General features: G+C 66.0%; 13 protein-coding genes and 1 pseudogene. 11 read left to right on the top strand and 3 right to left on the bottom strand.

All coding sequences use genetic code 11. The features are described 5' to 3' along the window. Positions 1–43: 43 nt before the first annotated feature. The 7 genes from AmiPiv_RS20235 (at position 44) to AmiPiv_RS20205 (ending at position 7,876) form a co-directional block, all read left to right on the top strand. Entirely contained in the window at positions 44–805 is a 762-nt protein-coding gene (locus AmiPiv_RS20235; RefSeq protein WP_340040273.1) for an ImuA family protein, read from the top strand. Continuing rightward, positions 720–2,240: a DUF6504 family protein gene (locus tag AmiPiv_RS20230; protein ID WP_340040271.1), complete on the top strand. Its 1,521-nt coding sequence runs from the start codon at positions 720–722 to the stop codon at positions 2,238–2,240. The genes AmiPiv_RS20235 and AmiPiv_RS20230 overlap by 86 nt, the downstream gene beginning before the upstream one ends. Then, positions 2,237–5,503: an error-prone DNA polymerase gene (locus AmiPiv_RS20225; RefSeq protein WP_340040269.1), complete on the top strand. Its 3,267-nt coding sequence runs from the start codon at positions 2,237–2,239 to the stop codon at positions 5,501–5,503. The genes AmiPiv_RS20230 and AmiPiv_RS20225 overlap by 4 nt, the downstream gene beginning before the upstream one ends. Positions 5,504–5,564: 61 nt before the next feature. Continuing rightward, a complete protein-coding gene (locus AmiPiv_RS20220; RefSeq protein ID WP_340040267.1) occupies positions 5,565–5,906 on the top strand; it encodes a hypothetical protein in 342 nt (113 codons plus the stop codon). Positions 5,907–5,908: 2 nt separating this feature from the next. Further along, positions 5,909–6,409, top strand: a complete 501-nt coding sequence (locus AmiPiv_RS20215; protein WP_340040265.1) for a hypothetical protein — start codon at positions 5,909–5,911, stop codon at positions 6,407–6,409. Between the two features lie 19 nt (positions 6,410–6,428). Further along, positions 6,429–7,124, top strand: a complete 696-nt coding sequence (locus tag AmiPiv_RS20210) for a hypothetical protein (protein WP_340040263.1) — start codon at positions 6,429–6,431, stop codon at positions 7,122–7,124. Next, positions 7,121–7,876, top strand: a complete 756-nt coding sequence (locus AmiPiv_RS20205) for a hypothetical protein (protein WP_340040261.1) — start codon at positions 7,121–7,123, stop codon at positions 7,874–7,876. The genes AmiPiv_RS20210 and AmiPiv_RS20205 overlap by 4 nt, the downstream gene beginning before the upstream one ends. Here the strand turns inward: AmiPiv_RS20205 and AmiPiv_RS20200 are convergent. The 3 genes and pseudogenes from AmiPiv_RS20200 to AmiPiv_RS20190 form a co-directional block, all read right to left on the bottom strand. Further along, positions 7,873–8,465: pseudogene (locus AmiPiv_RS20200) on the bottom strand (SOS response-associated peptidase family protein). The gene AmiPiv_RS20205 and the pseudogene AmiPiv_RS20200 sit on opposite strands and share 4 nt — an antisense overlap. Positions 8,466–8,595: 130 nt before the next feature. Then, entirely contained in the window at positions 8,596–9,093 is a 498-nt protein-coding gene (locus AmiPiv_RS20195; RefSeq protein WP_340040260.1) for a MucR family transcriptional regulator, read from the bottom strand. 139 nt (positions 9,094–9,232) lie between these two features. Beyond that, positions 9,233–9,664 carry a DUF5990 family protein gene (locus AmiPiv_RS20190; RefSeq protein WP_340040258.1) on the bottom strand — a complete coding sequence of 144 codons (432 nt, stop codon included), beginning with the start codon at positions 9,662–9,664 and terminating at the stop codon, positions 9,233–9,235. Between the two features lie 220 nt (positions 9,665–9,884). On the opposite strand from AmiPiv_RS20190, the gene AmiPiv_RS20185 reads away from it, so the two are divergent. The 4 genes from AmiPiv_RS20185 to AmiPiv_RS20170 all read left to right on the top strand — a co-directional run bounded on the left by AmiPiv_RS20185 (position 9,885) and on the right by AmiPiv_RS20170 (position 12,466). Beyond that, complete coding sequence (locus tag AmiPiv_RS20185) at positions 9,885–10,157, top strand: hypothetical protein (RefSeq protein ID WP_340040256.1); 273 nt, start codon at positions 9,885–9,887, stop codon at positions 10,155–10,157. 200 nt (positions 10,158–10,357) lie between these two features. Further along, positions 10,358–11,266: a DUF3991 and toprim domain-containing protein gene (locus AmiPiv_RS20180; protein ID WP_340040254.1), complete on the top strand. Its 909-nt coding sequence runs from the start codon at positions 10,358–10,360 to the stop codon at positions 11,264–11,266. Between the two features lie 189 nt (positions 11,267–11,455). Continuing rightward, positions 11,456–12,055, top strand: coding sequence for a DUF1419 domain-containing protein (locus tag AmiPiv_RS20175; RefSeq protein ID WP_340040252.1), 600 nt, complete (start codon positions 11,456–11,458; stop codon positions 12,053–12,055). A gap of 12 nt (positions 12,056–12,067) precedes the next feature. Continuing rightward, positions 12,068–12,466, top strand: a complete 399-nt coding sequence (locus AmiPiv_RS20170; RefSeq protein WP_340040250.1) for a DUF3085 domain-containing protein — start codon at positions 12,068–12,070, stop codon at positions 12,464–12,466. The last annotated feature ends 2 nt before the right edge of the window (positions 12,467–12,468 follow it).

The raw sequence follows: 12,468 nt of genomic DNA, 5'->3' as shown, positions 1-12,468 counted from the left end.
CAAAAATAGAACATACCAAAATTGGAGCCTGCTGCGACGGACAATGGCCGCGTCCTCGACCCATTTCGTATTGTCCGAACTCCGGGAGCGCGTGGCGCGCCTGGAAGGCGGCGCAACGCGTCGGCGCGAGGTGCTGCCGTTCGGCGTCCCTGAGATCGACAGGGTACTGCCGGGAGGAGGGCTGGCGCTCGGCGCGCTGCATGAGGTTGCCGGCGGCGCCAATGGCGCGGTTGATGGCGCCGCGGCCGCCCTGTGGGCGGCCGGCGTCGCCGCCCGGACCCGCGGGCGCGTGCTGTGGTGCGTTACGCGCCAGGATCTCTTTGCGCCCTCGCTCGCCCAGGCCGGGCTGCCGCCCGGCCGCGTCATCTATGTCGAGGCCGGCGACGAGGCGGCGGTCCTCGCCTGCTTTGAGGAAGGTCTTCGGCATGGTGGCCTCAGCGCCGTCGTCGCCGAACTCGCACGCCTGCCGATGACCAGCTCGCGCCGCCTGCAGCTTGCCGCCGAGGCCTCCGGCACGCTCGGCATCGCTATTCGCCGGTGGCGGCGGCCGACCGAAGCCACCGATTTTGGACAACCGACCGCCGCGGTCAGCCGCTGGCGCGTCTCCGCACTCTCCTCCCGACCGCTGCCGGTCCCAGGTGTCGGCCGCCCTCGCTGGCGGCTCGAACTGCTCCGCGTCAGGGCCGGGGAGAGCGCCGACTTTGAAGTGGATTCCTGTGATGCGAAGGGTCGTCTCGCTCTATCTGCCGACATGGCCGACCGATCGGCTACGCCGCAAACTCGGCGCATCGGCGCCGACGGCTGACACGCCGATCGTCCTGTTCGGCCGGCAGAGCCGCCGCCGCGAGGTGCTGGCGCTCGACGCGGCCGCGCGAAACGCGGGCCTACGGATCGGCATGCCGGCGAGCAAGGCGCAGGTCCTCGTTCCCGGTCTCGTCAACCTCGAGCTCGATCCGGCCGACGACGCGGCCGCACTCGACCGCCTCGCTCTCTGGGCGCTACGTTACGCGCCGATCGTCGCGCCCGATCCGCCGGATGGGCTCATCATCGACACCAGTGGCGCCGATCATCTGCATGGCGGCGAGACGGCGATGCTCACGAGCCTGGTCGATCGGATGGAAGCGTCCGGCATGGCCGCCCGGGCGGCGGTTGCCGATGCCTGGGGCACCGCCCATGCCGCGGCGCGGTTCCTGGCGCGACCGACCGCCATCATCCCGCCCGGGCAGGCTGCGGCCGCCATGCGGGATCTATCGATCCGCGCGCTGCGCCTGCCTGCGTCGGTCGTCGAGGGCCTTCACGTCCTCGGCTTCGAGAGCATCGGCGACATCGAGGACACGCCGAAAGCGCCGCTCACCCATCGCTTCGGACCGGAGCTCATGCGCCGTCTCGACCAGGTCATGGGACGCGGCGCTGAGCCCTTCGAGCCGGTGCGCTCGCCGGAGCTGGTCGAGGTCCGGCGCGCTTTCGGCGAGCCGATCGGCGCCGCCGAGACCATCGCGCGCTATACGGGCAAGCTCGTCGACCAGCTTTGCACGGCCCTCGAGCAGCAGGGGCTCGGCGCGCGCCGGCTCGATCTCCTCTTTCATCGCGTCGACAACCGCATCGAGGCGCTCCGCGTCGGCATGGCCGCGCCGGTGCGTGATGCCCGCCGCCTGACGCGGCTCCTCACCGACCGTATCGAAACCGTCGATCCCGGTTTCGGCATCGAGCTGATGACGCTGACCGCGACTTTGGCCGAACCGCTCCCTGACCGGCAGACCATCTCCTCGCTGGTCGAACCAGAGGAGCCGGACATCTCCGATCTCATCGACGTCATCGCCAATCGCCTGGGATCAAGCCGGCTCTATCGCTTCGCCCCGGTGGAGAGCGACGTCCCGGAACGCTCCGTCAGACGCGTGGCGCCGACCGCGCCCGATGATGGCGCAAGCTGGCCGGGTGAATGGCCACGGCCCTCGCGCCTATTCTCGCCACCCGAGCCGATCGACACCATGGCGCTGCTGCCGGACAACCCGCCCGTGTGGTTCACCTGGCGCGGCATCCGGCGCCGCGTCGCCCGCGCCGACGGTCCCGAACGGATCTTCGGCGAATGGTGGCAGCGCGAGGCCGAGACGACATCGGTGCGGGATTATTTCCGGGTAGAGGACGAAGGCGGTGAACGGTTCTGGATCTATCGCGCTGGCGACGGCGAAGATCCGGCGACCGGCTCGCACAAATGGTTCCTGCACGGGATCTTCGCATGAGCGGACCGCGCTATGCCGAGCTGCAGGTGACCTCGCATTTCTCGTTTCTGCGGGGTGCAAGCTCCTGCGACGAGCTGTTCGCGCAGGCGGCGCTGCTCGGCATCGAGGCGCTCGCCGTGGTCGACCGCAATAGTCTCGCCGGCGTGGTGCGCGCCCACGAGGCGGCGAAGGCGACCGGCGTCCGGCTCGTCGTCGGCTCCCGCCTCGACCTCGACGACGGTCTGTCGCTGCTCGTCTATCCCAAGGACCGGCCGGCCTATGGTCGCCTGTGTCGCCTTTTGTCACTGGGCAAATCGCGCGGCGGCAAGGGTCTCTGCCATCTCGAATGGGCCGATGTCGTCGCCTATGGCGAAGGGCTGATCGCGGTCCTCCTGCCCAACACCGCCGACGATACCTGCGCCATGCAGCTGCGCCGCTTGCGTGACGCATTCGGCACGAACGCCTATGTCGCGCTCACGCTGCGCCGACGCCCAAACGACCAGCTGCGCATCCATGAGCTCGCCAATCTTGCGACGCAGATGCGCGTGCCCAGCGTGGTGACGAACGACGTTCTATTCCATCATTCCGAGCGTCGGGTGCTGCAGGACGTCGTCACCTGCATCCGGCACAACATCACCATCGACGATGCCGGCTTTCGCCGCGAGCGCCATGCCGATCGGCACCTCAAGCCGCCCGAAGAAATGCACCGGCTGTTCAACCGCTATCCCGAGGCACTGGCGCGGACGGTCGCGATCGCCGAGCAATGTCGCTTCTCGCTTGAAGAGCTCGCCTACCAATATCCCGAAGAAAAGACCATGCCGGGCCTCACCGCCCAGCAGGCGCTCGAAAAGCTCACCTGGGAAGGGGCGGCGCGCCGCTATCCCGAAGGCGTGCCAGACAAGGTGGTGGGCCTCCTCAAGCACGAGCTCGGCCTTATCGAGACGCTGCGCTACGCGCCCTATTTCCTCACGGTGAACGCGATCGTGGCCTTCGCGCGGTCGAAGGACATCCTGTGTCAGGGCCGGGGATCAGCAGCCAACTCGGCGGTCTGCTATGTACTCGGCATCACCAGCATCGATCCCGACCGCAACAATCTGCTGTTCGAGCGCTTCGTCAGCCAGGAGCGCAAGGAGCCGCCCGACATCGATGTCGATTTCGAGCATGAACGGCGCGAGATCGTCATGCAGTGGGTCTACGAGACCTATGGCCGCGATCACAGCGCGCTGTGCTCGACCGTAGTGCGCTATCACACCAAGGGCGCCGTCAGGGACATCGGCAAGGCGCTCGGCCTGCCCGAAGACGTCACCAAGCTGCTCTCCTCGCAGGTCTGGGGTCACGGCGAGGGTATCGATGAGACCCGCGCCCGCGAGCTCAATCTCAACCTCGCCGACCGCCGGCTCACACTCACCCTCGAGCTGGCGCGGCAACTCGAAGGCACGCCGCGGCACCTGTCGCAGCATCCGGGCGGCTTTGTTTTGACCCACGATCGCCTGGACGAGCTGGTGCCAATCGAGCCAGCTCGCATGCAAGATCGCCAAGTCATCGAATGGGACAAGGACGATATCGACATCCTCAAATTCATGAAGGTCGACGTCCTCGCCCTCGGAATGCTCACCTGCATGAAGCGCAGCTTCGATCTCCTGGCCGAGCACAAGGGCGTCACCCTCGACCTCGCCACCATCCCGGCCGAGGATCCCGCGACCTATGCGATGATCCGCAAGGCGGACACCATCGGGGTCTTCCAGATCGAGAGCCGGGCGCAGATGTCGATGCTGCCGCGCATCAAGCCGCGAACCTTCTACGATCTGGTCGTCGAGGTGGCGATCGTCCGGCCCGGGCCGATCCAAGGCGACATGGTACATCCCTATCTTCGCCGACGGGAGGGCAGGGAGCCGGTCGACTTCCCGACGCCCGAGCTCGAGCGCGTGCTGGGCAAAACGCTGGGTGTACCGCTGTTCCAGGAGCAGGCGATGCAGGTGGCCATGGTCTGCGCCGGCTTTTCCGCGGGTGAGGCCGACCAGCTCCGCCGCGCCATGGCGACGTTCAAGCACACCGGAGGCGTTTCGAAGTTCCGCGACAAGCTGATCGGCGGCATGATCGCCAACGGCTACACGCCGGACTTCGCCGCTACCACATTCAAGCAACTTGAGGGGTTCGGCTCGTACGGCTTTCCCGAGAGCCATGCCGCCAGCTTTGCCCTGATCGCCTACGCCTCGTCCTGGATGAAATGTCATCATCCCGATGTGTTCTGTGCAGCGCTGCTCAACTCGCAGCCGATGGGTTTCTACCTGCCGGCGCAGATCGTGCGCGACGCGATCAGCCACGGCGTCGAAATCCGTCCGGTCTGCATCAATACGAGCCGCTGGGACTGCACGCTCGAGTCCGTCGGCGAGGACGGCCGTTTCGCGGTGCGCCTCGGCATGCGCCTGGTGAAGGGCCTCGCCAATGACGACGCGGCAGCGATCATCGCCGCACGCGGCGGAGAGCCGTTCACATCAGCCGACGATCTCTGGCATCGCGCCGGTGTGCCGGCCGCCTCGCTGGTGCAGCTCGCCGAGGCCGACGCTTTCCGTCCGTCACTCGGCTTGGCGCGCCGGGAGGCGCTCTGGTCGCTCAAGGGGCTGCATGACGACCCGCTGCCACTGTTTGCCGCCGCATCGGAGCGCGAACGGCGGACCATCGTCGAACGGATCGAGCCTTCCGTTTCGTTGCGACCCATGGTGGAAGGCCGCGAAGTGGTCGAGGACTATGGTCATGTCGGCTTGACCCTGCGCGAGCACCCGGTGAGCTTCCTGCGCGCCGGCCTTGCCCGGCGACGCATCGTCACCTGTGCCGAGGCCATGGCCGCGCCGGACGGTCGCTGGCTCGAGGCCGCCGGCCTGGTACTGGTGCGGCAGCGACCCGGTTCGGCCAAGGGCGTGATGTTCGTCACCATGGAAGACGAGACCGGCGCCGCCAACATCGTGGTGTGGGTCAAGGTCTTCGAAAAATTCCGCCGCACAATGCTGTCGGCCTCGATGCTCGCGGTACGGGGGCGAATCCAGCGTGAGGGCGACGTCGTCCACCTCGTGGCCAACACCGTCACCGACCTCTCCGCCGAGCTCGCCGGCGTCGGCAACCGCGACACGGTTTTTCCGCTGCCGCATGGCCGCGGCGACGAAGCCCATCATGGCGGGTCCGGCGTCGACCCGCGCGGCCTGCCGAAAGGGTTTCGGCCGCGCGACATGGTCGATCCCACGTTGAAGATCGAACCGATCAGGGTAAAGACGCGCGACTTCAGATGAACTAGACAGGCGCTCGCGAAGAGTCGGCGGCGGTGCCGCCACAGTATTGCTGGAGGTTAGCGTGGCCATCACAGCCAAGGACGTTGAGGAACTACATGCCTACGCCGAGGGTGTCATGGGCCGGGCCGAGCACCATGCCGGCCAGGTAAAGGGCATCGCGCTCGCCATCCTTGGCGGCATCATCTGGCGCGGCGAACCCGATTCCATAAGAATCCGCAGCTTCGCCGGCAGCCCGGCCAACATGCTGTGGGCCAGGATCGGCGCCAATACCTATGTGTTCGCCTACAACCACGACACCGAGAAGATCGAGATCAGGGACCGCACGCAGACCGGCGCCGTGCTGCACAGTTTCGACAACAGCACGCCCGTCGCCGACATCGAGTCCGCCTTCAGGGCATTGTGACGATGCTGGCCGCGCGCGCACAACTCGACTTCATCAACAGTCTCGTCGCCCGGTTTCAGCGGCGGGACAGCATGATGCAACCGCTCATCGTGTTCCAATCGCAGTACATCGCCATCATCGCGCTGCTCAGGTCGGTCGGCCATGTCTTCGAAAAGGTCGACTGCGACACTTCAGAGCGCGAGGTATGGGGCAATAGAAAGTGGGCAGAATGGAAACGCGTGCCGATCTTTCGGAGCTTCATCGAGCCCAGACGCAACGACCTGCTCAAGGAGTTCAAGGGCGGTCTTGAGCTCCGCGACATCGGCTTCAGCTCGCCGGCAATTGTCGCCGACCCTTCGATGCCTGGTATGACGTCAATCGTGACGACCCTGGAAGCGGCAGACCTCCGCGACGCGGATGGCCGGCTCATTCTGCCGCAGATACACGAAGCGGTCGCGTTCTGGGATCGCTGTCTGGCGGAGGCCGAGGCTGCTTTCGGCGAAGACCGTCGTTCGGCGAGCTAGAGCGGGAGAGCAGTGAGCCATGCCACAGAAGCAGACTGATCAGCCGCCATCGTTGCAGCAGCGGCTCGGCGCCATCGAGAAGCTCGAGGCCGAGCTCGTCGAGAAGGCCCACGCCATCCTGCCCAAGGGCGCCATCGACATCGTCGACTTCTTCATCCTGGGCGCCACACAGCGCACGCTCTCCCAGTCGACTGCCTTCCGCACCCTCATCGCAGCACGGAACTTCCCGTCGGCGACGGTCCTCCTTCGCACTCAGATCGACACCGCGATGCGCATCAATGGCCTGAGGATGATGGCCAATCTCGAAACGGATGTGCAGCGCATCTTCAAGGGCGAGCGTACCTTCGATCGGCTGATGTCCAGTCCCGCCGCCGGCGGCGGCAAGCCTGAGCGTCTCACCGACGCCTTTCTGAAGAAGAAGCTCGCCGAGGATCATCCCTGGATCGAGCCGCTTTACGAGCAGACCTCCGACTTCGTCCATCTCAGCTTCCGCCACCTCTTTACGGCCATCACGGAAACCGACGCGGCAACGCAGATAGCGACCATGGCGATCAGTGACACCGACCCCAAGCAGGACGAGAGCGTCTACTACGAGGTCTGCGATGCCTTCTTCCGTGTCTCGCGCCTGACCTCGATGACGATCCTCGGCGTGTTGATGGCGAGGCATCAGCCCGACAAGGTCAAGGCGGCCGCAGCGAGCGGCGCGGCGGAATGACCGGTTCGCAGCACATCCTCATCGACCTCGATCATCCGGAGTCCTGGCCGGCCGATCTCGCTGACGTGCTCGAGACCCACTATGACGCGCTGCGCTCCCGCGAGGTCGGACCGCTGAGCGATCGTTTCGATGCTGCGATCTACGCTATCGTCGATGCCCTGGAGCCCTACAGCATTGTGGGCTGGCACTGCACGCGACTGGCCGAACACGAAATCGAGGACATCCGGAGCCGAGGCATGGCTCTCCTCGATGTGGATCTCGTTTCCCGGCGCGTCGATGCCGCGATCCACCATGGCCTCATCTCGGTCGAACACGGTGAACGTCTTAAGACCGCCAATCAGGCTGGCGAATGCTATCGCGCCGGCATGCTCTGGTTTTGCTTTTTTTCGCCGGCGATAGCCGGCGAGGGCGGCATCGGTGACCTCCTTCGCTACTGGGGCGGCGAGGCCGTCTACAATTCCCATGACCGGCACCCCGAGATGGGCAAGGTGATTTCCGGCATCGGCCGCCCGGCCATCGTAGAAGCGGAAATCCCCCTCGCTTGGTGTGGCGGCGATCGCGGCCTCCGCCTGGCCATGAATATCGGTCAGCGTTTCGTCGTCGCGCGCGGAATTCGCAGTCGGAATACGTTGTATGTCGAGGACAACATCAAGCGACCGCTCCCACCCGAGCTGATCCGCCAAGTGCATGTCTTCCCGGCAGCGGAATTCCTGAGGCTCTCAGGCTGCGCGAGTTGGTCGTCGCCGCTTTAGTCGGAGCCTGGCCGCACCGTTTCAGCCGTCAGCGATCCGGCCGGCAATGGTCGCAGCAGCTCCGTCTGCGGCTTGGTGAGATAGAGCCAAGCCGCCCAATCCCGTGGCTGCACCACGACCACCTGCCGGTTGTGGTACGGCTCGATGTCGGGACCCGGAGACGTCGTCAGCATGGTAAAGCTCATCGGGTGATTGCCCTGCGCTTCGCGCCAGAGCCCCGCGATTGCGAGAAAGGGCGATCCGGCCAGCGTGAAGCGGTGCTTGGTCTTGGGATATTTGGTGCCCGTGAACTCGAAGAATCCCGACGCCGGGATCAGGCACCGTCCACTCTTTGAGAAATCCCGGCCTTCCGACCGGAAATTAAACACGGGCCCACCCTTTGGACGACCGGGCGCGAACTGAAATTCATCTGCGCCAGCTCGATGCCATTGCCGGCGGCCCGCATCACCGGCGCCATGTCGTTGATCCGCACCATGTCCGACTGCGGCAGGTCGAGCTCAGTCTGCTGGGTCGGGATGCCGAGCTCGAGATCCTGCATCATCTGGGTGTATTCGACCCAGCGGACATGTTGTTCATAGGCATTGCACATGCCCAGCATCGTGCCACGAAAGGCCGATCAATTCGAGCGTCGCACTCCCTCTTCAGGTCGCCATGCTTGACCAGTCACCCGCGCCCGGCCTCGAAGCGCCTCACTATCGTCCTCAGGACTGCCTCGCCGGCTATGCCGCTGGGGCCTTTCGCGAAGCAGCGCGCTTCGGTGCCGTCGAGTTCTTCGCCGCGGCGCCCGCGCGCCGCGCCGGAGCGTTGACGCTGTCCCCCTTCTTTCGGCCGAGCCCGAGTTCCTTGGCCACGCGGCTGCGCTGCTCCGAATAGCCCGGCGCGACCATTGGGTAATCGGACGGCAGGTTGTAGCGTGCCCGGTACTCCTCGGGCGTCAGGCCATGCCCGAACAGGTGTCGCTTCAGCGTCTTGTACGGCTTGCCATCGATGAGGCTGATTATGTGATCCCTCGAGGCGAGGCTCGCCTTCGCCGTCACCGCCGGAACCGGCGCCGGCGCCGATGACGCCTCCGCTGTCTTTTCGCTTTCGGCCAGAGCGGCTTTGGTCGTGCGGATCAAATCGGCGAGCGCATCGCTCGGCACCGCGTTGTTCGAGACATAGGCGCTCAGCAATTGCACGGTCAGCGTGGTGAGTTCCGGCTTGTCAGCCTCGGGCATTGGGCTTTCCTCGTTCATTGTCGACATCGACTGCTACGCTCTGCCTCCCGGCACGTCCGAAAACAGAAACGAGATCATCCGGAAAGTCAAAGCCTCGGCACGAAGAGTGTCGCCCTGTTCTCACTCACGGCCGGCGGCCTCACTGCTTGACGATGCGCCGTGCCGTTGGCAGCACCGTGGCGCAGGCGGGCGTCCCATCCTTGCCGGTGCCGATGACCGTTGTTTCGATGACGGCTCCCTCACTGGCTGCGCGATCCAAGAGGTCCTGTCCGATGTCGTGGATGTCGATCTTCATCCGGCGAGACCAGGGCGAGGAAACGTCGCCGGCCAACTGGCCGATACGAATATAGACAAATCTCCGCAGTGGGCCCTCGGGGCGCACCTGGTCGCCGAAGAACTTGGGGCCAGGACCGACGCGAATCTGGAAATCGAATGAAAGGACCTCGCCCTCGCCCGAGCGCTTCGGATCGAGCGGCGTCCCGTCGCTGGCCTGAAGACTATGCAGCACGCCAATGACCGGCTGTTCGATGACGATCCGCAGATTGACGACGCTCAGATCTGTTTTTGCCACGCGAGTTTCCGCTTCCCGATCGAGACGCCCACATACCATTCGTACGTCGAGATCCATACTGTGGCTGCGCCTGTCACTTTGAGGTATTGCCGAAGTTGGGCGTCCTCCTGGCGGAGCCGGGCTGTCGGCACTGCCGAAGCCCCGCAAGCGGGTCTTCGCCCTGGCGGGCGTCCATCCCTGACGCGGAAGGTGGGGCAACCGGCGAGGGAGGGGAGCGATCATGCTAGGGGCGATCGCCACATGGCTGGCGCGAAAGCGGGCGATCCGCCGGCGCTGGCAGGCTGACGCGCGTGCCCTCGCCGCCGCCGACGCGCACAACGCGTACTACGAAGCGCAACGACGTGCCGCGCGAGCCCGGGTTCGCAACGATAGAGCCGCATTCTACCACTGGGCCAAGGTGGCCGCCGAGGTCGCCCGGATCGCGCCGCGTGCCGGAATGGACATCGACGTCGTGCGCGCCGTGGTCGCGGAGGAGGAGCGCCGGCGAACCTGACGGGGCTCGCGATGCCGCTTGCGCGCTGCGCCCGGCAAGGGAAGCTCTCGCCGCGGCCTGCCGTGATGCGAAACCCGGCACAAATGACGGGTTGCCGGCCGCGCCCTTGCCGGCCTTGCTCTTCGCGGCTTTCGGGTCCTGCCCTGCGTGTGTGGGCGGGAATCGAATAGAAGGGAGCGCGTCCGGGCGCGCGAGGAAGAATGGAAAAAGCCGAGCTGGAAGAGCTGAAGGATAAGGTCCCCTGCGCCGCGGTGCTGGAACGTGCCGGGTTCGCGCTCGACCTCAAGGAGAGTACCAGCAAGGCGATCAAATATCGCCGTGACGCGCAGATCATCATCGTTATTCATGACGGCAAGGGCTGGTTCGATCCGCTCTCTGATGGCAAGGGCGATGTATTCCGCCTGGTCGAGCATCTCGAGGGCGTGCCCTTCGTCGACGCCATGAACGATGTCGCGGGCCTCGTTGGCTTCGTACCGTCCAAGCCGGTCTGGCAGCGGGAGTCCCGCGAGCGCGAACCGGATCTGTCCATATCGGAGCGCTGGCAGGTCCGTCGCAAGCCGTGGCGCGGATCGGCGACCTGGCGCTATCTCAGCGAGCTGCGTCATCTTCCCGACCGTGTCGTCCGGGCCGCCATCGGCGCCAATGTTCTGCGCGAAGGCCCTCACGGCTCGATGTGGGCGGCGCATCTCGATGAGGGTGGCGCCGTCACGGGCTGGGAAGAGCGCGGCCAGGACTGGCGCGGCTTCGCCACCGGCGGCACCAAGGTGCTGTTCCGGCTCGGCCGGCCCGATGCGGTGCGCCTCTGCGTCACGGAGGCGGCGATCGACGCGATGAGCCTGGCCGCACTCGAAGGTCTGCGCGCCGACACGCTCTATCTCAGCACCGGCGGCGGCTGGTCGCCGGCCACCGACGCGGCGATCCGCGTCCTCGTGGCGCGGACCGAAGTCCAGCTTGTCGCCGCCACCGACAATAACAAGCAAGGCGACATCTATGCCGACCGGCTCCTGGCGCTCGCGGCCGAGTCCGGCTGCAGCGCCGAGCGGCTGCGTCCTGTGGGCGATGACTGGAACGTCGATCTGAAAATGAGGATGGAGGGAGGAGAGGACTAGGAGGAGGCAAACCGAGTGCCGCATGCCCGCCGGTCGCCTCAAGGGTGACGCTTCGCCCGGCTGCGCCGGCCCTTGACCCGCCCGGACGGAGAGGCGGCCGCGGGGGAGGGGTTCGGAAGGGCTGAAGCGGATGGTGATCCATAGGGGATGAACCGCGCTCCGGCCCGCGACATGGCCAGGAGCCTCCCCATGACCCAGTCTTCCATCCGCAAAATCTACTTCGGCGTCGCCGATCGGCGCCAGATGTTCCGCCTCTTCGACCGCCACGCCCAGCGGCCCAATCGCTGGGAGCAAGACGACAGCGCGCTGTTCGCCGGCGAGTGGTTCGAGATTGCCCGGGCCGAGCACGACTACATGCTCGACCTGCTGCCACCGCTCTGGATGCGCGGCGAGATGTTCGCGATGCGCGAGTTCCTCACCGAGAGCGTCACCAGCGTGTTCTACACGCTGCGCATCGACGGCAGGACGCGCTACTTCCACGCCTATTGCGACCTCGTGCAGTCGCGCTCGCCGGTCGAGATGCGCGACGCCATCGTCGAGCGCGAATCCTGGCCGGTGAAGGCGATGACGCGCGCCGAGCGCCTCGAGCATGTCTGGAGTGCCACCCACGATGAATATCGTGGCTATGCCGGTGAGCGCTTCGGAGCCCAGCATCGCGGCAAGCGCACCATCCTCGTTTATGGCCGCGGCACGACCGAGCTGAAGCTGCTGGACGACCTGAGCGATGACGAGATCGCGGCCAAGCTGCCGGTGCATCTCCGGCACCTGCCCATCCGCGCTGCAGCGTGAGGGGAGGCGGCCATGTTCACCTTTCCGATCGTAGCCGTGCGCAAGGTCGTCGAGCGCGGCATCGCCGATGCCGCGGCCAATGGCGGCTTCCGCAATCCCTATTACGGCACCCGGCCCGGCGAGGGCGAGAAGCCCGGCATCTGGCTCGTCGGCGACGAAGGCGTCTACATCATGTCCAACGGCAAGCTCGCCGAAGGGACACGCGCTCTGGTCATCTATGCCGAGCAGTGCCACCCGAAGGGCGATTTCGACTGGTGGGACTACAAGCGTCGGCACTTCGGCGCCGATGACGGCATCGAGTTCATCGAGGCCGAGCGGCTGCTGCCGCTGTTCGACCGCAACCTGCGGCCGACACACCTCAACATCGTGCTCACCGAGACCGAAATCGCGCTCTCGCTGATCACCCGCTGACT

The organism is Aminobacter sp. Piv2-1 (assembly GCF_037625995.1).
GTDB lineage: Bacteria > Pseudomonadota > Alphaproteobacteria > Rhizobiales > Rhizobiaceae > Aminobacter.
Note: the sequence above shows the minus strand (reverse complement) of the source record. Positions and strands in the feature narration are given on the sequence as shown.